General features: G+C 57.7%; 18 protein-coding genes. 10 read left to right on the top strand and 8 right to left on the bottom strand.

The window, feature by feature from the left end; genetic code table 11:
* Positions 1-127: 127 nt before the first annotated feature.
* The 10 genes from VFW72_RS15135 to qatD all read left to right on the top strand — a co-directional run bounded on the left by VFW72_RS15135 (position 128) and on the right by qatD (position 17,493).
* Entirely contained in the window at positions 128-1,027 is a 900-nt protein-coding gene (locus VFW72_RS15135) for a helix-turn-helix transcriptional regulator (protein WP_329675120.1), read from the top strand.
* On the top strand, positions 1,027-4,299 hold the full coding sequence (locus VFW72_RS15130) for a helicase-related protein (RefSeq protein ID WP_329675119.1): 3,273 nt from the start codon (positions 1,027-1,029) through the stop codon (positions 4,297-4,299). The genes VFW72_RS15135 and VFW72_RS15130 overlap by 1 nt, the downstream gene beginning before the upstream one ends.
* On the top strand, positions 4,296-4,997 hold the full coding sequence (locus VFW72_RS15125; RefSeq protein ID WP_329675118.1) for a DUF4391 domain-containing protein: 702 nt from the start codon (positions 4,296-4,298) through the stop codon (positions 4,995-4,997). The genes VFW72_RS15130 and VFW72_RS15125 overlap by 4 nt, the downstream gene beginning before the upstream one ends.
* Positions 4,994-7,696 (top strand): ATP-binding domain-containing protein, encoded by a 2,703-nt coding sequence (locus VFW72_RS15120; protein WP_329675117.1) that lies wholly within the window; start codon positions 4,994-4,996, stop codon positions 7,694-7,696. Before VFW72_RS15125 ends, VFW72_RS15120 begins: the two co-directional genes overlap by 4 nt.
* A gap of 60 nt (positions 7,697-7,756) precedes the next feature.
* Positions 7,757-9,670 carry a site-specific DNA-methyltransferase gene (locus VFW72_RS15115; RefSeq protein ID WP_329675116.1) on the top strand — a complete coding sequence of 638 codons (1,914 nt, stop codon included), beginning with the start codon at positions 7,757-7,759 and terminating at the stop codon, positions 9,668-9,670.
* A gap of 10 nt (positions 9,671-9,680) precedes the next feature.
* Positions 9,681-12,734, top strand: coding sequence for a type III restriction-modification system endonuclease (locus VFW72_RS15110; protein ID WP_329675115.1), 3,054 nt, complete (start codon positions 9,681-9,683; stop codon positions 12,732-12,734).
* A gap of 18 nt (positions 12,735-12,752) precedes the next feature.
* Positions 12,753-14,624 carry a KAP family P-loop NTPase fold protein gene (locus tag VFW72_RS15105; RefSeq protein WP_329675114.1) on the top strand — a complete coding sequence of 624 codons (1,872 nt, stop codon included), beginning with the start codon at positions 12,753-12,755 and terminating at the stop codon, positions 14,622-14,624.
* 291 nt (positions 14,625-14,915) lie between these two features.
* A complete protein-coding gene (qatB, locus tag VFW72_RS15100) occupies positions 14,916-15,494 on the top strand; it encodes a Qat anti-phage system associated protein QatB (protein WP_329675113.1) in 579 nt (192 codons plus the stop codon).
* Complete coding sequence (gene qatC, locus VFW72_RS15095; protein ID WP_329675112.1) at positions 15,491-16,747, top strand: Qat anti-phage system QueC-like protein QatC; 1,257 nt, start codon at positions 15,491-15,493, stop codon at positions 16,745-16,747. The genes qatB and qatC overlap by 4 nt, the downstream gene beginning before the upstream one ends.
* Positions 16,747-17,493, top strand: a complete 747-nt coding sequence (gene qatD / locus VFW72_RS15090; RefSeq protein ID WP_329675111.1) for a Qat anti-phage system TatD family nuclease QatD — start codon at positions 16,747-16,749, stop codon at positions 17,491-17,493. The genes qatC and qatD overlap by 1 nt, the downstream gene beginning before the upstream one ends.
* 11 nt (positions 17,494-17,504) lie before the next feature.
* Here qatD and VFW72_RS15085 read toward each other — a convergent pair whose 3' ends face one another.
* From VFW72_RS15085 to VFW72_RS15050, 8 genes are all read right to left on the bottom strand, one after another.
* Complete coding sequence (locus VFW72_RS15085; protein ID WP_329675110.1) at positions 17,505-17,963, bottom strand: lysozyme; 459 nt, start codon at positions 17,961-17,963, stop codon at positions 17,505-17,507.
* The gene (locus VFW72_RS15080; RefSeq protein WP_329675109.1) at positions 17,960-18,436 is read right to left on the bottom strand and encodes a hypothetical protein; all 477 of its coding nucleotides are present in this window, start codon (positions 18,434-18,436) and stop codon (positions 17,960-17,962) included. Before VFW72_RS15080 ends, VFW72_RS15085 begins: the two co-directional genes overlap by 4 nt.
* Positions 18,433-18,738 carry a DUF6127 family protein gene (locus VFW72_RS15075; protein WP_329675108.1) on the bottom strand — a complete coding sequence of 102 codons (306 nt, stop codon included), beginning with the start codon at positions 18,736-18,738 and terminating at the stop codon, positions 18,433-18,435. Before VFW72_RS15075 ends, VFW72_RS15080 begins: the two co-directional genes overlap by 4 nt.
* A 78-nt stretch (positions 18,739-18,816) precedes the next feature.
* Positions 18,817-19,167, bottom strand: a complete 351-nt coding sequence (locus VFW72_RS15070; RefSeq protein ID WP_329675107.1) for a DUF2793 domain-containing protein — start codon at positions 19,165-19,167, stop codon at positions 18,817-18,819.
* A gap of 3 nt (positions 19,168-19,170) precedes the next feature.
* Positions 19,171-19,767 (bottom strand): hypothetical protein, encoded by a 597-nt coding sequence (locus tag VFW72_RS15065; RefSeq protein ID WP_329675106.1) that lies wholly within the window; start codon positions 19,765-19,767, stop codon positions 19,171-19,173.
* Positions 19,767-22,040, bottom strand: coding sequence for a phage tail protein (locus tag VFW72_RS15060; RefSeq protein WP_329675105.1), 2,274 nt, complete (start codon positions 22,038-22,040; stop codon positions 19,767-19,769). The genes VFW72_RS15065 and VFW72_RS15060 overlap by 1 nt, the downstream gene beginning before the upstream one ends.
* Entirely contained in the window at positions 22,040-22,255 is a 216-nt protein-coding gene (locus VFW72_RS15055; protein WP_041296629.1) for a hypothetical protein, read from the bottom strand. Before VFW72_RS15055 ends, VFW72_RS15060 begins: the two co-directional genes overlap by 1 nt.
* On the bottom strand, positions 22,252-22,479 hold the full coding sequence (locus VFW72_RS15050; RefSeq protein ID WP_153166740.1) for a hypothetical protein: 228 nt from the start codon (positions 22,477-22,479) through the stop codon (positions 22,252-22,254). The genes VFW72_RS15055 and VFW72_RS15050 overlap by 4 nt, the downstream gene beginning before the upstream one ends.
* Between the last annotated feature and the right edge of the window lie 15 nt (positions 22,480-22,494).

Genomic DNA, 22,494 nt, shown 5'->3' with positions numbered 1-22,494 from the left:
TCATGTGGTCATCACAATGCAACGCATACAAGAATCAAAAACATTGCATTGCCACATTCTAGAGCAGCTTATATACTTCCCGCAATAACCCGCACAAGTATTCGTTAACCCGATAGAGCACTCAGGAATGCCCAAAGACCAACTTGCAGAACTGACCCAGCCTCAGCGCGACCGGCTCGCGTTCATTGAGCTGCGTGTGCGCTTCGTGGGGGAGATCCGTCGGCAGGACTTGGTTGCGCGGTTTGGCATCCAGTCCGCAGCGGCAACCCGGGATTTGGCGCTCTATAAGGAGTTGTCTCCGGGCAACATCGACTATGACCCCAAAGGCAAGGCCTACGTCCTGGGGCCGGACTTTCGCCCCATCTTCGACTTTCCTCCGGAGCGGGTGCTGTCTTGGCTGACGCAGGGCTTTGGCGACGGCGAGCCGATGCGGCTCAAGGCGTGGGTGGCCAGCGAGAGCCCCTCACGGCTTACACACCCGGATCTGGATGTGCTGGCAAGCGTGACCCGGGCGATCCATCAGGGGTGTCCGCTTGGCGTTGAGTACTACTCAATATCTAGCGGCTGTACAGAGCGGGAAGTCGTCCCCTTTGCGCTGATCGACAACGGCCTGCGGTGGCATGTCCGTGCCTTCGACCGGAAGTCTCAGGAGTTCCGGGATTTCGTCATTACACGGATCAAGAACCCCGTCGTGCTCAAGGGGCAGCCAGTTGCAGCTCATGAGATGAGCGATCAAGACATTCAGTGGACGCGGATCGTCGAACTGGAGTTGGTGCCCCACCCGGATCAGCCCCGGCCGGAGATCACCGAAATGGATTACGGCATGCGCGACGGCGTGCTGCGTATGAAGCTGCGCGCTGCCACGGCTGGATACATCCTGCGCAAATGGAGTGTCGACTGTTCGCCCGATCATTGCCTGCGTGGACCGGAGTACCGGTTATGGCTCAAAGATCATCTCGCGATTTACGGCGTGAAAAATGCCGTACTGGCACCGGGCTATAGCGCCACTACGAAGGCGGACTCTTGATGGAACTAATCGACAACATCAACCGCCTGCTCGGCGACGACCTCAAGCAGACGCTCAAACCCGGTGCTCGCCTGAAGATCGCGGCCTCCTGCTTTTCAATGTACGCGTTTGAAGCGCTCAAAGCAGAGCTGGAAAAAATCGACGAGCTCCAATTCATCTTTACCTCGCCGACGTTCACCGCCAACGAGGTCACCGACAAGATTCGCAAGGAACGCAAAGAATTCCACATCCCGAAGGCTGACCGCGAACGGAGTCTGTACGGGAGTGAGTTCGAGATTCAGCTCCGCAACAAACTGACCCAGCGCGCAATTGCAAAAGAGTGCGCGGACTGGATGCGGCGTAAGGCAACGTTCAAGTCCAATCGCAGCAAGGCACCGATGCAGCAGTTCGCCTGTGTTCAGGCTGCCGCCGCAGAAACTGCCTACATGCCATTGCACGGCTTTACCGCCGTCGATCTCGGCTACCAGCAGGGCAACGCTGTCTCCAACCTCGTCAACAAGATGGACGAGCCGACCTTTACGGCGACCTACCTCAGTCTGTTTAACCAGATCTGGCAGGACCCCGAGAAGCTGGAGGATGTGACGGCGCAGATCTGCGACCATATTGCGTCCGTGTACCAGGAAAACTCGCCCGAGAGCATCTACTTCCTGATGCTCTACAACATCTTCAATGAGTTCCTGGACGACATCAATGAGGATGTCCTGCCGAACGACCGCACGGGCTACCAAGACACGCTCATCTGGAACAAGCTCTTCAACTACCAGAAAGATGCGGCCACTGGGATCATTAATAAGCTGGAAACCTACAGCGGCTGCATCCTGGCCGACAGCGTTGGCTTGGGCAAGACCTTCACGGCCCTGGCGGTCGTCAAGTACTACGAGCTGCGTAACAAGTCAGTCCTGGTGCTATGCCCCAAGAAGCTGGCGGACAACTGGCTGAACTACAACCGCAACCTCAAGACCAACATCTTTGCCCGCGACCGGTTCAACTACGACGTGCTTTGTCATACCGACCTCAGCCGCACCAGCGGCGAGTCGTTTGGCACACCGCTGAACCGCATCAACTGGGGCAATTACGACCTCGTCGTCATCGACGAGTCGCACAACTTCCGCAATAACGACGCCTACAAGGACAAGGAAACCCGCTACCAGAAGCTGATGAACAAGGTCATCAAGGAGGGCGTGAAAACCAAGGTGCTGATGCTTTCGGCTACCCCGGTAAACAACCGTTTCAATGACCTGCGCAATCAACTGGCACTGGCCTACGAGGGCGACTCCGAAAACCTCAGCAAGAAGCTGCGCACCGGCAAGACGGTAGAGGACATTTTCCGTGGTGCGCAGGCCAGCTTCAACGCATGGGCAAAGCTTCCACCGGAAGAGCGCACAGCGCGGGCCATCCTGGACTCGTTGGACTTCGACTTCTTCGAATTGCTCGACAGCGTCACCATCGCACGCTCGCGCAAGCACATCCAGACCTTCTACGACACCAAGGACATCGGCCAATTCCCCGAGCGCCGCAAACCCTTGTCGTTCCACAGTCCGCTCACGCAGCGAACGGATGTGATGAGCTTCAACGAGATCTTCGAGCAACTGTCCCTGCTCAAGCTCGCCGTGTATGCCCCGATCAGCTACATCCTGCCAAGTCGGCTCAAGAAGTACGAGGAGATGTACGACACGCAGGTGTCAGGTGGAAAAGGTAAGCTCAAGCAAGCCGACCGCGAAAAGAGCCTGCAGGCGTTGATGACCACCAACCTGCTCAAGCGCCTAGAAAGCTCGATTGAGTCCTTCCGCTTGACGCTCCAGTCCCTGCGTGCGAACCACACGAATACGCTGGCCAAGATCAGCACGTTCAATCAGACCGGCAACGTCGCCAGCATCGATGACCTGACCGACCAGTTGGAAAACCTCGACGCGGACGACGACGACCTGCCCACCATTGGGGACAGCGAGATCGGCGGCAAGGTCAAGATCAGCCTCGCCGATATGGACTTGCCCTCTTGGGAGCACGAGCTGAAGGTCGATCTGGAAATCATTGATGCCTTGCTGGCGTCGATGAACAAGATCACACCTGCCGATGACGCCAAGCTGCAGCACCTGAAGGCACTGGTTCTCGAGAAGATCGCAGCACCGATCAATCCCGGCAACAAGAAGGTGCTGATCTTCACCGCCTTTGCAGACACCGCTGACTATCTGTATGCCAATTTGGCTCCGGAGTTGCTAGCCAAACAGACCCTGCACAGCGCGAAAGTCACCGGCAAAGGTGCGCCGAAGTCCACGCTCAAGAAGAGCTACGACTTCCAGGAACTGCTCACCCTCTTCTCGCCGCGTTCGAAGGAGAAAGCCATCGTGCTGCCGAACGAACCGGCAGAGATTGACTTGCTGATCGGGACTGATTGCATCTCTGAAGGCCAGAACCTGCAGGACTGCGACTACCTCATCAATTACGACATCCACTGGAACCCCGTGCGCATCATCCAGCGCTTCGGCCGTGTGGATCGCATCGGCTCGCCCAACAGCAGTATCCAGCTGGTCAACTACTGGCCAGACATCTCGCTCGACGAGTACATCAACCTCAAGGAGCGGGTTGAGAGCCGGATGATGATTGCCGACGTCACGGCCACCGGCGACGACAACGTGCTGAGCGCCCAAGCCAACGACGTGTCTTATCGCAAGGAGCAATTGCGTCGTCTGCAAGAGGAAGTGATCGAGCTGGAAGACCTGAAGACTGGCGTGTCGATCACTGACCTCGGACTCAATGACTTCCGCATGGACTTGCTCAACTACGTTAAGGCCAATGGTGAATTGAGCAACGTGCCAAGCGGGATGCACGCCGTGGTGCCTGCCAAGCCGGAGTTGGGCCTGCGCCCGGGCGTGATCTTCACGCTTCGCAACCGCAATCCGAGCGTCAATGTCAGCCAGCACAACCGGCTGCACCCTTACTACCTCGTCTACATCAACCGCGAGGGTGAAGTCATTCACGACCACACCGAGGTCAAGCGCCTGCTCGATCTGGTGCGCACCTGTTGCAAGGGGCAAGCCCAGCCCATTCCGGATGCCTGCCGCCTGTTCAACAAGGAAACGGCCGATGGCCGCAAGATGCAGGTGTACTCCGACCTGCTTGGCAAGACCATCCGCTCAATGATTGAGGTGAAGGAGGAGAAGGATCTGGACAGCCTGTTCAGCGGCGGCAAGACCACCGCACTGGTCAATACCATCGCCGGGTTGGACGACTTCGAACTGATCACCTTCCTCGTGATTCAGGAGGCCGGATGAGTCTGCCCGCCCGATTCGAGTCGAATGCCGCGTTCATCAACTACCCGAAGCAAGCCGCTTTTGGCCGCACCCTGCCAAAGAACAAGATCTACGAACACAGCGGTGCCAATACGAAGCTGAAGGACTTGTTCGTCGAGCAGGTGGAGCAGATCGTCTGGCAATACAAGTTGGCACCGGAAACGATCAACCTGCCCGCCAAGCCGGGAGTGCCAGAGCTTCAGATTTTCTCAATCCAGCTCAAGACATCGGAGCTGAATCTGGACGTTTTGCGCTGCATCGATGGCGCGGTGCAGTTTCCCATCATCTTCGAGCTGAGCTTTGATGGCCGAACGCAGGTGATTGCCGCGTACAAGCGCCCGAACGAGTCAGACGCCAGCCGTTGGGTCTTGAGCGACTACTTTGCGACGACCTGGTTGCCGAGTGACTGCGAGCGCGCCGCCATGCCCTTGGCACTCGACTTGGGCGGCTTGTATGAGCAGGCGCTTCACCGCCTGATCCCCACGCCCGCGCGCCCACAAGAAAGCCTCGCTGACTTGGTCTCCCGCGTTGAACAGGTTGCAGCCAAGCAGCGTGAGGTCGAGAAAGCCGCCAGCCGACTTGCCAAAGAAAAGCAATTCAACCGCAAGGTAGAAATCAACGCGCACTTGCGGCAGCTTAAAAACGAACTTGAAGAATTGACCGGGAGGGAGAGTGCATGACGCAGAGCCTGAATGACGAATCGAGGAAACACATCGAGCAGGTCGCTGGCGAAGCGTTGGCGCAACTCGAAAGCATCGCCGAAACGGCCAAGAGCAAGCTGCACGATGGGCGGACACTGGGCTCGGATGCGCTGGCAAGCATCAACACAATGACGTCCAGTTCAGCCATTCAAAGGCTGGATCAGATCAGTCAGGCGAACCGCGAAAGCTATCAGGTGCTGGTGGCAGAGCCTGCCATCGCCCGCGTTGTGGTGGTCGATGAAGAGGGAGAAGAAAAAACCTACTACATCTGCCGCACGACTCCGGTATCGGGCTTTCCTAATTTAGCCAGCTACCGCGCGCCAGTTGGGCGCTTGGCCTCGTTGGCAATTGGCGCAGAGTTCACGCTTCCCAATGGAACTGTCGTTGAGGTTCTTGAGCGAGCCCAGCTTCGGCCCAATGCGCTTGCCGATGGGTGGGACTCTCGCGACACCGTTGTTGAAGCCGAGGATTTCGGGCCGTTCACCATCGAGTCGCTACGAGCTCTGCTGACCGAGGTTGCGGGGGAAGAAGCCACCGAAGACATTCTTGGTCAATTGCTGGCTGAGGAGACCGTCAAGGCCAACATCATCGACGGCGTTCGCCGCAGCGTCATTACCAAGATGGGACTGCGGGATCAGCCCATCCTCGATCAATACCAGGACGAAATTTTCCGTCTCCCTCTCGACAAGCGCCTGTTGATCCTGGGCCCGCCCGGTACAGGCAAAACAACCACCCTGATCCGACGCCTCGGCCAAAAACTCGACACGGCCTTCCTGGAAGAAGGCGAACAACGTCTGGTCGAAACAGTTGCCTCAGCCCAGGGCATTGCACACGCCAACAGCTGGCTGATGTTCACACCCACGGAATTGCTAAAGCAATACCTCAAGGAGGCATTTGCGCGGGAAGGTGTTCCCGCTTCGGATCTGCGCATCAGAACGTGGCAGGACTATCGGCGCGAGCTGGCCCGAAACGCGTTCGGCGTCCTCAGAACGGCTTCTGGCGGCGGTACCTTTGTCCTGAAAGACGGATTGGCCAGCCTGAGCGAGGCAGCACTAGAGCATCCCATCCAGTGGTTTGACGATTTCGACACATGGCAGCGCAAGGCCTATCTGCAGGAGCTGCATGATGCCGCGACTCAGCTCCACGAAGCCAAAACTCCCGAAGTCCTGAGCCTCGGCGCACGTCTGCAAGACATCTTGTCGCGGGCGGCCGATGGCGCACTGGCGGCGATGTTTGGCTCGCTGGCGATGGAGATTGCCAAAGTACAGGCACTCGTTAGCAGCCTGAAGGAAGGCTCCGACGGCAAGATCAAGGCCGCGCTCAACCTGCAGCTCAACCGCAACCGAGCCTTTCTGGATGAGTTGGCTCGCGTAATAGACAGCCTGCAACAGGCGCAAGCGACTGATGCGGACGACCAGGACGACCCCGACGCTGATGAGGAGGAAGACGCCACGGCACCCCGCACAGGCCGTGCCGCCGCGCTCAATGCCTATATGCAAGCCGTGCGTGCCCAAGCCCGGGCGGCAGCATCGAAGCGCACAGTCAGCAAAGCCTCCCGCAACGGCAAGATCATCGAGTGGTTGGGGGATCGTGGTCTGACAGAAGCGGATCGCGCCGAGGTGGGGGCAAGCCTTCTGGTGCAGGCCAGTGCCCGCCGCTTCGTCAACCCGGTCAAGCGCTACCTCGACGGCATCCCCAAGCGCTACCGTGCGTTCAGGCGCGAACGCCAACCGGCAAACACCTGGTATCGCCACGAAGGCTTTGAGGCGCGCGACATCCACCCGCTGGAGTTGGACATCGTCTTGCTCGCGATCTTGCGCGCTGCAAGCGATCTAATCAGTCGGCCCAATGTGCAGCGCGACATCGATAGTCCCGCGTGGTCATCGCTCCAGCCCATCCAGGGGCATTACCGCAACCAGATCCTGGTGGATGAAGCAACGGACTTCTCGCCCATCCAGCTTGCGAGCATGGCGGCGCTGGCGCATCCACGACTGCGCTCATTCTTCGCCTGTGGCGACTTCAATCAACGCCTGACCACCTGGGGCGCACGCTCTGCCGACGACTTGAAGTGGGTCTTCGCCGATTTCGACATCAAGGAGATCACCGTCTCCTACCGGCAGAGCAAGCAGCTGAACGATCTGGCCCGCGCCATGATCCGCGCCGTCGGTGGTACCGAGCAAGACGCCAGCTTGCCTGCGTATATGGACAGTGTGGGCGTTGCGCCAGCCTTGCTGGAACACGCTACCAACGCAGAAGCCATTGTCGGTTGGCTGGCGGATCGCATTCGCGAGATTGAGCGCTTTGTCGGCCAGTTGCCATCCACTGCCATTTTTGTGAATACCGAGGACGACGTTGCTCCGGTGGCCGACGCGCTGAACGCCGCCCTGGCGGAGCACAACATCCAGGTCATCGCCTGCCGCGAGGGCCAGGCTGTGGGGCAGGAAAGCAACGTGCGCGTGTTCGACATCCAGCACATCAAAGGCCTGGAATTTGAGGCGGTGTTCTTTGTCGGCATTGACCAGCTCGCCACGTTACACCCGGCGCTGTTCGACAAATACCTATACGTCGGCACCACCCGCGCAGCCACCTACTTGGGTGTGACCTGCCAGGGCACCTTGCCATCCGCCATCGAAAGTCTGCGCACGCACTTTTGCCAGGACTGGCAACAAGGCGACTAACCATACCAATACGAACTTGAATTGTGAGCCGCTAACCACTGGCGTCCAGAGGAAAAGAACATGGAAAAACTAAAAATGCATTCACCCAATCTCACGCAGGACAACATCGCCCGCATTCGTGACCTGTTTCCGGGCTGCGTCACCGAGGCCAAGGGCGAAGACGGCAGCGTGAAGTTGGCAGTGGATTTCGACCAGTTGCGGCAAGAGCTTGCCGAGTCAATTGTGGAAGGGCCGCAAGAGCGCTACCACCTGAACTGGCCAGGAAAGCGCGAGGCATTGCTGACGGCGAACGCTCCAATCGCGAAGACGCTGCGCCCCTGCCGCGATGAGAGCGTGGACTTTGACACCACGAAGAACTTGTTCATCGAAGGTGACAACCTCGATGCATTAAAGCTGCTACAGGAAAACTACCTCGGCAAGGTCAAGATGATCTACATCGACCCGCCCTACAACACGGGCAATGATTTCATTTATGAGGATGACTTCGCAGAGAACAGCGAAGAATTCTTAAGGAAATCAAACCAAGTCGATGAAAAAGGAAATCGGCTTGTCGCCAATAAAGATTCGAATGGCCGTTTTCATTCTGATTGGCTTTCGATGATGTATCCGCGAATTAAGCTGGCTAAAAATCTTCTTTCCGAGGACGGGGTTCTTTTCCTGACTCTTGATGACACAGAAGTGGCCAATATGAGGCGCATAGGAGATGAAATCTTCGGGGAAAGCAACTTCTTGGCAAACGTCGTGTGGCAAAAGAAGTATGCGGTCGCCAATGATGACCCTGGGATTGGAGTAATGCATGACCACGTTTTGGTCTATCGAAAATCTGAAGCCTTTGTCAGGGGGCTACTGCCGCGTAAAGCAGAGCAAAACGCGCGATATACCAACCCAGATAATGACCCCCGGGGTGAGTGGGCTTCTGACAATTACGTTAGTAACAAATCCAAAGATGAGCGCCCGACCCTCTGGTATTCGATTACACACCCTCGAACTGGTGAGGAGGTGTGGCCAGAAGAGCACGCTGTCTGGCGATATTCCAAGGAAAAGCACTTGGAAATTGAGCGTGAGGGCAGGCTGTATTGGGGGCCTAATCAATCCTATAAGAAGCCGCGACTAAAGCGCTACCTCAAAGAGGTTCAGCAAGGAATTGTTCCACCGACGTGGTGGACGTTTGAGGAGTGTGGACACAACGACGAAGCCCAGAAGGAAACAGCTGCACTGCTTGGGCAGAAAGTATTCTCAACGCCGAAGCCTATTCGGCTGATCGAGAGAATGATTGCCATTGCGGGAGCGAAGGACGGAATCATCCTCGACTTTTTTGCGGGGTCTGGTTCAACTGCCCACGCGACACTGAAGGCAAATGCCCAAGACGGAGGCACTCGTCAGTTCATTGCAATCCAACTCCCAGAGCCATTGTCCGAAGACAACAACACCCAAAAAAGTGCAGCGATCTTCTGCAAACAGATTGGTGTTGAGGCAAATATTGCGGAGCTTACAAAGGAGCGCCTTCGCAGAGCAGGGAAAGAGGTTCTGCAAGCGAAATTTAATGAGAATTGGACAAAGGATGTCGGCTTCCGCGTGCTTAAAGTTGATTCATCCAACATGGCAAGCATCTACTACGCGCCTGATGCTCTAGACAAAGCCTCGCTCGATCTGTTCGTCGACAACATCAAGCCAGACCGTTCGCCGGAAGACCTGCTGTTCCAGGTAATGCTGGACTGGGGCGTCGATCTAGCGCTGCCCATTGCCATGCAGTCCATCCAAGGCAAAGACGTATTCTTTGTTGATGGCAATGCGCTAGCCGCCTGCTTCGACGCCAGCGGCAGCATCGACGAGGCCTTCGTCAAGGAACTGGCCAAGCATCTGCCGCTGCGTGTGGTGTTCCGCGACGCGGGCTACAAGAACAGCGCGGTCAAGATCAACGTTGAGCAGATTTTCAAGCTCTTGTCGCCCGCCACCGAAGTGAAATGCATCTGAGGGGCGCGTGATGAAACTCAAATTCAAAACGCAGGCTTATCAGACAGCGGCGGTGCAAGCCGTGGTCGACTGCTTCAAAGGGCAACCGCCCGCGACGGCGGAGGCCATCAGCTACCGCATCGATCCGGGCAAGGCCAAGAAAGGCGTCGAGGATCTGTTTGCGGAGGGCGGATTCAAGAACGCCGACCTGAAGCTGACCGATATTGCACTGCTGGAAAACATCACCCAGGTTCAGCATCAACAGAACTTGCCGCAGTCATCCGAACTGGTGAAGACCAAGGTCAGCAGGGTCAATCTCGATATCGAGATGGAAACCGGCACTGGCAAGACGTATTGCTACATCAAGACCATCTTCGAGCTGAACAAGCAGTACGGCTGGAGCAAGTTCATCATCGTTGTGCCGAGCATTGCCATCCGCGAGGGTGTGGCCAAGTCGCTGGAGATTACGGCCGAGCACTTTCTGGAGACGTATCACAAGAAGGCGCGCTTCTTCATCTACAACTCCAAGCAGTTGCACCACCTGGAGAGCTTTTCGTCGGACGCGGGCATCAACGTGATGGTGATCAACGTGCAGGCATTTGCTGCCCGTGGCGCTGACAACCGGCGCATTTATGACGTGTTGGACGACTTCCAGTCTCGTAGGCCGATTGATGTGATCAGTGCCAACCGCCCGATCCTGATCCTGGACGAGCCGCAAAAGATGGAAGGTGCCGCAACGCTGAAGTCCTTGGAGGAATTCAAGGCGCTGATGGTGCTGCGCTACTCGGCCACCCACAAGACTACGCACAACAAGATCCACCGGCTGGACGCGCTGGATGCCTACAACCAGAAGTTGGTGAAGAAGATTGCCGTGCGCGGCATCTCAGTGAAGGGGCTGGCGGGAACCAATGCCTATCTGTACCTGCAGTCCATCGAGATTTCGAGCAAAGCGCCTGTGGCTCGTGTTGAGTTCGAGCAGAAGCTGAAGAGTGGCGAGATCAAGCGCGTGGTGCGCAAGCTTTCCAAGGGTGACAACCTCTTCTCCGACGGTTTTTCAAACGAGCTGGATCAGTACCGTGGGTTTGTGGTCGCGGACATCAACGCCAATACCGACACCTTGAGCTTCACCAACGGCGTTGAGCTTTTTGTTGGCGAAGCCACCGGGGACGTGAACGAAGCGTCGCTGCGTCGCATCCAGATTCGGGAAGCCATCAAGGCGCACTTCGACAAGGAGCAGACGCTGTTCCAGCAAGGCATCAAGGTCTTGACCTTGTTCTTCATCGATGAAGTGGTCAAGTACCGTGACTACTCGGTGGCGGACGAGAAAGGTGACTACGCGCGGATCTTTGAAGAGGAATACAGCCAGTACCTGAACGAGGTGCTGGATCTGGATGAAACGCCGTATATCAAATACCTGAAGGGAATTGCGGCGGAAAAGACGCACAGCGGGTATTTCTCCATCGACAAGAAGACCAAGCGCGACGTGGACCCGAGCATTGCCAAGACTGGTGAAAACAAAGGACTGTCCGACGATGTGGATGCCTATGACCTGATTCTGCGAAAGAAGGAGCAACTTCTCAAATTCGAAGAGCCGGTACGTTTCATCTTCTCGCACTCGGCCCTGCGCGAAGGCTGGGACAACCCCAATGTATTCGTCATCTGCTTCCTGAAGCACCCCGACTACAACAACGAGGTGACACGCCGACAAGAGGTCGGTCGTGGTCTGCGCTTGTCTGTCAATCAGCTCGGCGACCGGGTGGATCATCCGGCCATCGTCCATGACGTCAACGTGCTGACCGTGGTGGCGAGCGAAAGCTTCAAGGAGTTCGTCACTGCGCTGCAGAAAGATATCAGCGACTCCTTGTCTGCCCGCCCCAAGGTGGCCAACGAAGCCTACTTCACCGGCAAGGTGCTCAAGACGCCCACAGGCAATGTCGAAGTCACGCCGCAATTGGCCAAGCAGATCTACAAGTACCTGCTCAAGAACGACTACAGCGACGATACCGACCGCATCACGGGCACATATCACGAGGCCAAGAAGGAAGGCACTCTGGCACCGCTGCCCCCGGAACTGCAGGCTCATGCTGAACAGGTGTACCAACTGATCGACAGCGTTTTCAGCGATAGCCAGATGTTTGAGATTGGCGATGACCGTCGCCCCAAGAAGAACCCGCTCAACAGCAACTTCGACAAGCAGGAGTTCAAGGAACTGTGGAACCGGATCAATCGCAAGGCTGCGTACAGCGTTGACTTTGATTCAGCGGAGTTGGTGAAGAAGGCCATTACCGAACTGGACAAGAGCCTTCGCGTGACGCCATTGCAGTACACGATTCAAACCGGTGAGCAAGTTGATCAGGTGACGGCTGATGCGCTGAAGAGTGGAGACGGCTTCAAGGTTGCTGAAACGACAGTCGAGTACAACAAGCAGTCAATTCATTCAGCAGTGAAGTACGACCTCATCGGCAAGATCGCTGAAGGCACGCAACTGACACGACGCACGACGGCAGACATCCTGAAGGGAATCAGCGTCGCGGTGTTTGCACAGTTCCGCACCAATCCCGAGAGCTTCATCGCCGAAGCCGTGCGGCTGATCAACGAGCAGAAGGCAACGATGATCATCGAACACTTGGCCTACGACCCTGTCGAGGACAAGTTTGATATCGACATCTTCACCGCAGGTCAGACCAAGCAGGACTTCAGCAAAGCTGGTGACAAGCTCAAGCGGCACATCTACGACTACGTGATCACGGATTCCGGGATCGAGCGAGACTTCGTGAAAGAGCTGGACACCTGCACTGAGGTGGTTGTGTACGCCAAGTTGCCTCGCGGCTTCCTGATACCGACCCCTGTTGGTGACTACAACCCAGACTGGGCCGTGTCGTTCAAGGAAGGCACAGTCAAACACGTGTACTTCGTGGCCGAGACCAAGGGCTCCATGTCGTCGATGGTTCTCAATGAGATCGAGAAAACCAAGATCAAGTGCGCCCGCAAGTTTTTCGACGAGATCAACAGGAAGTACGCACCAGAGAACGTGAAGTACGACGTGGTGAACAGTTTCGGTAAATTGATGGAATTGGTGAAGTGAAAACAGTAAGGGGCGGCCATGTGGCATGACAACGAGACAACTGTTGACTACGTCAACTTCCGCCTTGTAGCAAAGGCCTGCGCAGAGCTCATTCGAGACACTGGAGGTGAACCAATCTCGATCGGTATCTCGGGAGGTTGGGGCGCAGGGAAATCATCGCTCGTACGGATGGTCGCGTCCGAGTTGTCGCCCGAGCAGGCTACCCGTGAAAAAGTTGAAGGGGCGGAAAATTCAAAGTACGTGGTAGTAACTTTCAATCCGTGGCTTTACCAGGGCTTTGAAGATGCTCGCACGGCGCTGCTACAGACGGTTGGAGATGCAGTACTTGAGGCAGCGGCCCAGAACGCTGGACTTTTGGAAAAGGCAAAATCTCTCGTCAAACGGATAAACTTTCTGCGGCTGGCACAACTTGGTGGCGAGGTTGCCGCCACCCTGATTACGGGGGTTCCGGTCGGTCTGATTGGAAAACTTGTAGAGGCCAGTGCAGATGCATTGAAAAGCGAATCGGTGAAAGACGGCATTGCAGTCGCCAAAGATGCATCGGAAGCCACCAAAGGCCTCTTAAACGAAGCCAAGCCCGTTTCGCTCCCAAAAGAAATCCAGTCCTTCCGGGAGGCGTTGGAAGATCTGCTCATTGAGCTGGATATTACTTTGGTGGTTTTTGTTGATGACCTCGATAGATGCCTGCCTAAGACAGCCATCTCAACGCTCGAGGCAATCCGGTTGTTGCTGTTTCTGCGCCGAAGTGCATTCGTCATTGCGGCGGATGATGTTTTCATTCGTGGTGCGGTCCGAGTGCATTTTGCGGGTACCGGCTTGGATGATGATGTCGCAACCAACTACTTCGACAAGTTGATTCAAGTTCCTCTGCGCGTGCCTAGGCTTGGTTCCAACGAGACCAAGGCATACACGGCGCTGTTGTTTTTGGAGCGAGCGCATCGCAGCGGCCAGCTGGATGCCATGAATTTCGAGAAGGCTAAAGCTAGTGTGGAAGCTCGGCTGCGGGAAACATGGACCGGTAAAGCAGTCGATCTCGCATTTCTTGAAACCTTGGTGCCGAAGGGTGATACCGAATTGCTCGGTCTGATGGGTTTGGCCGAGAGGCTTGCACCATTGCTTTTTAGTGCGAGCACCGTTCAAGCCAACCCACGGTTGATCAAGCGATTTCTCAATACTGTGTTTCTGCGCAAGGCATTGGCTAAGCCGCAAAATATTGATGTGGACGTTCAAGTGCTGGCCAAGTGGCATTTGCTCGAGCGGTGTGACGAAAACACAGCAAATGCATTGGCTGAAAAAGTCTCGGCCGAAAGCGAAGGAAGAGTCAGCATTCTGCATGACGCGGAGGTTGCATCGAAAGATCCGGAAAGCACACTTCCGTCACCCTTTGGAGATAAATCGTTTGTGCGTGAGTGGCTACAGCTTGAGCCGCTACTTGGCGACATGGACATGCGGCCCATTTTGCATCTCAGTCGAGACAGTACCGTAAGGGATTTTGGTGCTGATGATCTGAACACAGCAGGAAAAGCATTGCGCGATGCGCTGGTTGCGGCTCGGAATTCAAATGAAACGTTAAAACAGCAGATTCGGGATGCTGGCGAATTCCAGTCTGGTCTCGCCATGGCTCGTGCATGGGAACTCCGGCGGTCTAGCCGTACTTGGCAGAAGGCTGAAGAAGTATTGATGCTGGTGGAGGTTTCTCGCGTTCATCCAAGTGCTGGGGTTCGTGCAGCGGCGCTTGTGAGCCAGGCCCCCATAACTCAGCTTGCTCCAGGATTGGTATCGGCACTAATGGACTTCGATTGGATGAAAGACGTTCTGTCGAAATGGGAGAAGGACGATCAGTTGCCACAGCCGGTCAAACGTGCGATTGAAAATGCGAGGAAGAAATAAATGGGCACTTCGACCTCAAGTGCCGGAGCCGGTTCGGGGGCTTCTTTTGATCCGCCATGGCTAGACGATGCTGAAGGCAGCATTGATTCTGGCCATGCGGATAAACCCATATCACCCAGCACTGCACCGGCTGCTGACCCTGACGAGGCAGCCACGCAGGATCAGGAGGGGAGCCCACACCCCCCTGCTGAAACCGGGCTGACTGTTGCGCCGCCGGGCCGTTATCAGGAAGCACGAAGAGCTCTGACGGGGTTCGTACGCTCAGGCAGTAGCTCGGACCTGAAACGGGGCATGTCGAGTTTCGTTAAAAAGGGCATGGGTGGTCCACCGAAAGCTGCGAACCGCATGCGCACGAGTGCCGTAGCTGCCTCCTCATTGGGGGGCTTTCTGGCGACGGCCCGTGATGGGACAGACCCGGGTATCAATGCGTGGGTTGCTTCGATAAAACAACGCGGCCTATCAGCGCAGGACGCCGCCCTTGAAGTTGTGCAGAAGTTGGTACCAACCGGGGGAAGTATTGACGAGGAGTCAGCCAAGCACGCGATGAGTCAGGCCATTGCTCATCTCTACGAGGTGGACCCTAATGCAGACATCTTTAATCTTGCAGACGACCAAATTGCCAATGTAATGGCGTACACGGTGGCGTTCGATGTTTACAACCGTGTTCAGCTTGAGCTGGGCCGAGTTTTTGAAAAACTAAAGTACGCACCCAGAGTTATCCAAGAGCGTCTGGCACAAGCGCTCGACTACATCATGGTTGTTGTTAATCGGTCGATGGAAAAGGTGCGCTCCGGCAGTGTGCAGCGCTCCATGCGAGAGATTGCGTCCTCGGCGCTACAAGACGCGCTTACGGTGTTTTCAGAATCATGAAGATCCTTTGCTCAAGCATTAATGCTCTGCCCGATAGATTGCCTGCGGGTACTCGGGCATTCACCTTCTTGGAAGCGTCACCCCGCGCTGATATCGGACGCATCGCCTGTGGTTGGCGACGTGAGTTGGAAAGCGTTGGTTATGCTCCGTCGATCCCGGTATGGGATTTCATGCTTTTTTGTTTTGCTGTTTATGCGGCCGATGTAGTAGTTCTTCGCAAAGGCACTGCCGATGGCTGGACGCGTCAGATTGAGCTCGATATCACGGTCAATGACCCTCGTCCATGGGATGCAAACAGAGCCACTGTCGAGGAAATGCTTCGGGTGCTCTCAGGTGACTTTTGGACGATTCGCTTTCTGCCAGGTGGCCCTACACCACCAAGAGGCAATCGTCGGCTTTGCGACCGAGACTGTGTGTCTTTGCTTTCAGGAGGGCTCGATAGCCTGATAGGCGGAATAGATGCAACAGCGCAGGGCCGCAGACCAATTTTTGTGTCGCAGCTTGCTTTTGAGGACTCCGCTCGACAGATAGCCTATGCCAATGCATTAGGTGGGGGTGATTGGCACCAGCAGTGGAGTCACAAAGTCGTTTTCAGCGGTAAAAAGGAGACGTCGACCAGAGCACGCTCCATGGCGTTTTATGGCCTGGCCGTGCTGGCTACTTCGCTGCTGACGGTCAACCGGCCCGATGTTTTGGTGCCGGAAAACGGATTCATTAGTATTAATCCTCCGTTGCTTCCGGGGCGGATGGCAAGCCTCAGCACAAGAACAACCCATCCGCAGTTCATGGCGCTTCTTCAGAAACTGCTTGATGCCATTGGCGTTGATGCCCAATTGTCTATGCCTTATCGGTTCAAGACGAAGGGAGAGATGTTGGTGCAATGTGCAGATCAATCTCTGCTAACGAGTTATGCCTGCGATACAACGAGCTGTGGCCGATTTCGCACATACAACCGAACGCACTGCGGTCGATGCGTGCCGTGTATGGTGCGTAAGGCAGCTATCCATCGGTGGGGCCTTTCTGACACAACAAGGTACAAATTCTCGGCACTGTCCGGTGCAGGAAAGACAAGCGCGGACGACCCGATGGCAGTGGCTTGCGCTGTACTTGCTGCTGAGCAGCGAGGGATTGATTCCTTCCTGGGGGCCACGCTGGCTTTTGCGTCTGATGCTGACCGTCCACACTACCGTCGCGTTGCCGAGCAGGGCTTGGCTGAGCTGGCTGCATTGCTTCGAAGAGATGGTGTGCTGTGATGGATTTTCACTGCCACCTGGACCTCTATCCAGACGCGAAGCAAGTCTATATTGAAGCTCTGCAGCGAACCGAGTTTGTGTGGTTGGTGACAACGAGTCCAAGGGCATACGCAGCAACCTCAAGAGTTCTGGCTCCCACGCAGAAGTTTTTCATTTCCCCTGGTCTCCACCCAGAAGTCGCAGATAAAAAGCATGGCGAATTGGAGATGCTGCTGTTGCAAATGGAGGCTTGCACAGGGGTCGGTGAAATTGGCCTAGATGGCTCCGCACGGTATAGCCCGCACTTTGAACTTCAAACGCACATATTTAAATCCGTTGTAGAAAACTGCGCTCGACTTGGTGGGCGAGTTCTCAGCATCCATTCGCGGGCGGCTGCTGAAAAGGTTCTAGATATTCTTGATGCGAACCCCGGCTTCGGCACAGCGGTTCTTCATTGGTTTACCGATTCGCCTTCGTTGCTTCGGCGCGCAGCCGAATCCGGTTGTTGGTTCAGCGTTGGGCCTGCAATGATGGAGTCTGCCAATGGACGAAAGCTGGCAGCACTGATGCCGCGTGATCGCGTGATCTCAGAGAGCGATGGGCCGTTTGCGAGGGTGCGTGGTACACATGTGATGCCGTGGGAAGCAAATACCGTGGCAGTTAAGCTCGCCGAGGCATGGCGTGTATCGAAAGATGATGCATCGATTGCGCTGAAATCAAATGGCCTGCGCCTAATCGAGCTTCTGAAGGCGAACGTGCCATTGTGACTGCCATTTTTTCAAGATACCAGTAAGAATATTTCTGCTTGCCGCCGAGCAACTAAACCAGGCAGAACCTTCCCGCCGCCATAAACCCACCGCCCCAGTTCCTGCCCAGCTGCTGCCCAGTCCCGCTGGTTTATCCGCCGCCGAAGCGTTGAGGTTTGCAGCCGACCCGCACCGAGGTTGAACGTGAAATCCACGATGGCGGCGAGCCGCCCTTCGGACTCGGTGGCCATCACCGGGCAGTAGCGCAGCGTGGCGGTGAGCGCCGATTGCAGATCGCGGGCCAGATAGACCTCGGCTTCGGCCTCGGTGATCGGCGGGTGCTTGGGATCACAGAGATGGCCGTAACCAATCGTCCAGAAGCCTGCGGGACAGATGTAGGGAACGGCGGTGATCTCGACGCCACGCTTGACCTTGCGCTCGAAACCCTCGAAGCGTTTGGCCAGTTCGACAGCGGCCTGCGGCACCGTCATGACCGCACCCGGTCGAACACGCGTCCGAGGAACCAGAAGTTCAGCACTCCGGCCCATAGGGCTTGATCTGCCTCCGTCCAGGCATACAGGATGGCCACCCCCCAGCCTGCGCCACCCGTCACGGCGGCTGCGACTGTTGCCGTCTTGGCAGCGCAGTACAGCGCCATGAACCAGTAGGTGATGACCGGTCGCACGCTGGTTGACAAGGCATCGGCCCAGCGCACGCCGGTCTTCTCTCCCTGTGTGCGAACGGCTTCGCGCAGGGTTTCGATGGCCCCGACGTTCCATGCCGCGTCGGCACCTGCGCCGATTTCCGACATTCGCTGCGCGCCACGCAGCTTCTCGAACTCCAACGCTTTGTCCTGCATCGCCAGTTCGTGGCCACGCTCGCCCTTGCGGTCGAGCCACTTGAGGAATTCAGGGGCGAGACGAAAGGCCCCGCCAAGGAGGCCACCAAGTAGTGTCTCGATCATTGCGGGCCTCCCATCAGTTTCAACTTGATGGCGGCACCGACCAGCAGTGCGGCCAGGATGCCGGTGGTGATGACCTTGACCGTGGTCTGCCACGCAGTGCGCCGGGCGTCACGCCAGGCTTCCAGCAGGTCGCGTAGTTCGCGGATGTCACGGGCGGCGTGGCCGTTTTCCAGCCCGAGGTGGGCCAGAACCCGTTCGGCTCCACGCTCAGCGGCGTGGGCCAGTAGTTCGTCGAAGTCCTCGCGGCGCAGGAGCAGCATGTTTTCCACGTGCGCAGGCTGTTGTTGTTCGAGTTCGGTCATTGGCGTTCTCCAGAAATGCGAAACCCGCCCAGTGCGTGAACATCTGGGCGGGTTTCTGGTGGGTACGAAGAAGGGAAATCAGATGGCGATCCCAGCGCTCCAGCCGGTGGACTTGTAGGCTGAGAGCTTGGCCTCGTCCTCGATGTAGCAAAGCCAGCCGATCTTGGGCGAGTGGTACTCCCAGGCATCGGCAATGCGCACCGCGATCTGGTTGGTTTTGCCTGCCCACACGCCCGTGGCAGCGGCAGGAATGAGGTAGCGGTCGCCGTTGGCGGGGCTGGCCGGTGGCGTGGTCAGGTCGCGGTCTTTCACGGACAGGCTAACCACTGTGCCGAGGCGCTTGAGGTTGGCGTCCATGCCGGTGTCCCAGCCGCTCTCGCCGAGCGTCCAGCCGTAGTTGAGCCCAAGGTTCGGGTCGGTCGATGACATGGTCTATCTCCAGAGGTTCGATGCTTGGCGAATGCGCCGGACTGCTTCCGGATCGCCGGTTCGGTGGCTTTGCTGCGGGTGTTGTCGCCAATGACGCCCAACGATGGGCAGGTACAACACGCCGCCGCGCTTGGCTACGAGCAGGGTCAGCAACCAGTCGGCGAAGTTGTTGAGGTCAGTGGTTTCCTTGAGCACGGCTTCGACGACGGATCGACGCATCACGATCAGGCCGTGCACGTGGCTGGCGCTGTTGGCGTGTTGCCAACGGCTGTAGGCCAGACGCCGTACCGCGATGTCCTGACCGTTTTCGTCGGTCAGTGCTTCGTCGGTGTAGGCCATCACGGCTTGTGGGCAGGCATCCAGTGCATTGGCCAGTTGTGTGAAGGCGCTCGCTTCGTACAGATCGTCGGGATCGATGAAGGACACCAGTGGCAGCGTGCCTTGTGCGTAGCCTGCCGCGCGTGCCTCACCGATACGGCCCGGAATGCCGGGCAAAACCTGCAACTGGATCGGTGCGTCCTCGAGGCTGGCGATGCATGCCTCACGCCATTCGGCAGGCTCGTTCAGGGTGAGCAGATGAACATCGATGCGCGGCTCCATCACACACCTCCCCAATACTGTCCCCAGCGCAGGCCGTAGCCCGCGCGATCCATGACTCGCACCTGCGGCTGCCAGCTGCTCAAACCATCGCGCTCTGCACTGATCTCCACCGTGATGTGGTCGCCCAGCGCACCGGCATCCAGCGCGGCCACTGCTGCCGTCCAGATAAAGGTTGTGCCGAGCAGTCCCGTTTCGGTGTGCGCCAGCACGCCATTGCGATTGCGGATGCGTAGCGTGTAGGTCACGCCCAGTTCCGGCCCGATATCGCCCTCGTCTTGCTGCACGAGATAGGCGGTCTGCTGCGTGCGGTCGCGATGCGCCCACGCGACGGTGAGATCACCGGCCACCACGGCAAGCTCGGTCTGGCCATTGAGGCGGATACGACCGGGTGGATACGGCAAAGCCTGCCGACCGGCCAGCACCATCGGCTGCCCATTGGCAGCCAACACAGGATCGCCCTGATCGGTCGACGTGCGTGGAATTGCGCCCACGAACACCGATTCGCCCGGGGCCCGCTCCGCACCTTCGGATGCAAGCCATTCGCCGACACCGATCAACCGAGTCCCCGAGGCATGTGCTTGGGGTGTGGTGTCGAGCACGCCGCGTGCGAGATCGATGGTCGCGTTGGCAGCATCGAAGGCCAGGACGGCAACGGCCTCTGCAATCGCCCCACTGGCATCCACCAGATAGGCGTAGTCGCCCTTGGCCATTCTCTCCGGCTGGCTGATGGCCGTCACCGGCACACCAACGGCATCAACCTCGCTGGCAGGCAAGGCTGCATCAAGCGTCAGCAGTGGTGCGTAGTCTTCGCCCACCACGGCAGTGAGGTCGCCGCCTAAAGCGCCGGTAGCCAGTTGCCAATTCAACTGCCCGGTGCCACCGGCAGCAGCCAGCGCCCCGAGGTAGGTGTCCGTGTCGGTCAGGTAGGCCAGATCTGCGCGCGACATGCGCCGGGCCAGTTCCCAATACGGCACCTCGACGGCCAGCACCAAGGCGGGCGGCAAAGGTTCGATGGTTGGCTCTTCGACGTGCGGTGGCGGTGGCGACAGCACGGTGTTGCTCATCCCGAACACATCTTCCATGGCTTCGATGCGCCACTCGGCCGCTCCCAAGGTGCCGGTGTCGATGCCGGTGACGCGCACCACCATCTGATCCACACCCAAGCGCGGCCAGTTCAGCAGGAATACATCGCCCGGCAGCGGCGCACGCTCCAGCGTGTCGCGTGCCACCGTCAGACTCATCCGGGCCAGGGGCGAACCCAAGGCGCGCAGGTCACGCAAGGCCAGCCGCGCGGCCAGTGGCCCGTAGTTGACGCCTGGGTAGTCGCGGCGTTGATTGATCACGCCGCCTTGCAACTGGATGGCGGCCAGGTTCTCGACCGTGACGGCAGCATCACCGCCGGTCTGCCAGTCGGTGTAGACCACCGTTAATTCGTTGGGCAGCTCGCCCCACTGGGCGCGTTCGAAGCGTTCCAGCCGCACAATTTCGTCAGGCCCCAACTGCGGCAGGCTGTCGATCCAATAGTCGTCGCGCAGCAGCTTGAGCTCAAACGTGCCTTGCTCCGGGTCGGTGTAGAGGATGCCGCCAATGTGGTCGATGACCTGGCCGATGAAGCTCTCGATGGGCTGCTGCCGTGTCCAGATCAGATTGAGGCCGAAGCCCTCACTCGACAAAGCCCATGCCGCGTTCCAGAAACTCCAGCCGATGGTGCTCTGCGGATAGCCCATGCCCCAGTGCGGATCGGTGAGGCACTGCACCAGGATGTGCGCCGGGTTCATGCCGACGCTGATTTCCTGGCCTTCGTCCTCATCCCAGGTGCGGACTTCGGCATTCCACTCCATCCACGGCGCATCGAACCAACCCGCCGTGAAGCGACGCACCCGTACCGCCCATGGCTTGATGTAGGGGTTGTTGGCCGCGAACAGGATCTTGCGTGCCACCAAGGACAGCACGCCCCGAAATGCCGGAATGGAACTGCCGAGGCGGCTCATCAGATAGTCGTTGCGCCCTTGTCCGGCATGACCAGAAAGCACATCGATGGTGCCGACCACGCCGCCTTCGCGCTCGTCGCCGCCAAACAGCGTGGGCTTGTTGATCGAGAGGCTGCTCAGCCCATGCCCGCTGGACAGCGGCGCACGGTCGGCATCACCCCACGCGGTACGGTCGCCCATCTGGATTTCCTGCACGGCATCGACGGGCCCCTGGCACAAGGCCAGATGCAGCCCCATCCGGTAGCGATAACCGACGGTTTGCTTCTTGCTGCTGCCACCCATCAGCCTTGCTCCCGCTGGCAGGATTGATTGCGGGCATGCTCGACCACCCGTTGTGCCATTGCATCGCCGGTGGCCAGCAAGGTGTCGGCGTCACAGCCTTCACGCAGGAAGGCGCGAAAATCCAGATCGTGACGTGCAAACCATGTGCGCGTGCCGTTCACGCACAGGCCGACGGCGCGTACGTGATCGATGGTGATGACAGTCTGCGTGGTCATTTCTTGCCACCTTTCTTCTTGATAGGGTCGGCTTCCAGATCGCCGTACCAGACGACGTTGGAGCCGCGCAGCAGCACGCTGCCGAACACGACAGGAATCGGTCGGCCTTCTTCTGCGGTGGGGGCATCGACGTCAGACAGGGACGCCGGTTTGGGTTCGGGCGGTTTCGGGGCGAGCGCGACCGAAACCAGCGCCGCCACTACGATGACGACGAGGTACCACATGCCGATTTCTCCAGG

The sequence above is a fragment of the Aquabacterium sp. genome, from assembly GCF_036273115.1.
Classification (GTDB): domain Bacteria; phylum Pseudomonadota; class Gammaproteobacteria; order Burkholderiales; family Burkholderiaceae_C; genus Aquabacterium.
The sequence above is the reverse complement of the archived record's forward strand: the minus strand, read 5'-3'. Positions and strand labels throughout refer to the sequence as shown.

Bases quoted from the DNA above. Each gene is read 5' to 3' on its own strand.
- VFW72_RS15130 (WP_329675119.1), top strand. From the start codon at position 1,027: ATGGAACTAATCGACAACATCAACCGCCTGCTCGGCGACGACCTCAAG.
- qatC (WP_329675112.1), top strand. From the start codon at position 15,491: ATGAAGATCCTTTGCTCAAGCATTAATGCTCTGCCCGATAGATTGCCT.
- qatD (WP_329675111.1), top strand. From the start codon at position 16,747: ATGGATTTTCACTGCCACCTGGACCTCTATCCAGACGCGAAGCAAGTC.
- VFW72_RS15105 (WP_329675114.1), top strand. From the start codon at position 12,753: ATGTGGCATGACAACGAGACAACTGTTGACTACGTCAACTTCCGCCTT.
- VFW72_RS15055 (WP_041296629.1), bottom strand. From the start codon at position 22,255: ATGACCACGCAGACTGTCATCACCATCGATCACGTACGCGCCGTCGGC.
- qatB (WP_329675113.1), top strand. From the start codon at position 14,916: ATGTCGAGTTTCGTTAAAAAGGGCATGGGTGGTCCACCGAAAGCTGCG.
- VFW72_RS15080 (WP_329675109.1), bottom strand. From the start codon at position 18,436: ATGATCGAGACACTACTTGGTGGCCTCCTTGGCGGGGCCTTTCGTCTC.
- VFW72_RS15135 (WP_329675120.1), top strand. From the start codon at position 128: ATGCCCAAAGACCAACTTGCAGAACTGACCCAGCCTCAGCGCGACCGG.
- VFW72_RS15120 (WP_329675117.1), top strand. From the start codon at position 4,994: ATGACGCAGAGCCTGAATGACGAATCGAGGAAACACATCGAGCAGGTC.
- VFW72_RS15065 (WP_329675106.1), bottom strand. From the start codon at position 19,767: ATGGAGCCGCGCATCGATGTTCATCTGCTCACCCTGAACGAGCCTGCC.
- VFW72_RS15060 (WP_329675105.1), bottom strand. From the start codon at position 22,040: ATGGGTGGCAGCAGCAAGAAGCAAACCGTCGGTTATCGCTACCGGATG.
- VFW72_RS15085 (WP_329675110.1), bottom strand. From the start codon at position 17,963: ATGACGGTGCCGCAGGCCGCTGTCGAACTGGCCAAACGCTTCGAGGGT.
- VFW72_RS15075 (WP_329675108.1), bottom strand. From the start codon at position 18,738: ATGACCGAACTCGAACAACAACAGCCTGCGCACGTGGAAAACATGCTG.
- VFW72_RS15070 (WP_329675107.1), bottom strand. From the start codon at position 19,167: ATGTCATCGACCGACCCGAACCTTGGGCTCAACTACGGCTGGACGCTC.
- VFW72_RS15110 (WP_329675115.1), top strand. From the start codon at position 9,681: ATGAAACTCAAATTCAAAACGCAGGCTTATCAGACAGCGGCGGTGCAA.
- VFW72_RS15125 (WP_329675118.1), top strand. From the start codon at position 4,296: ATGAGTCTGCCCGCCCGATTCGAGTCGAATGCCGCGTTCATCAACTAC.
- VFW72_RS15115 (WP_329675116.1), top strand. From the start codon at position 7,757: ATGGAAAAACTAAAAATGCATTCACCCAATCTCACGCAGGACAACATC.
- VFW72_RS15050 (WP_153166740.1), bottom strand. From the start codon at position 22,479: ATGTGGTACCTCGTCGTCATCGTAGTGGCGGCGCTGGTTTCGGTCGCG.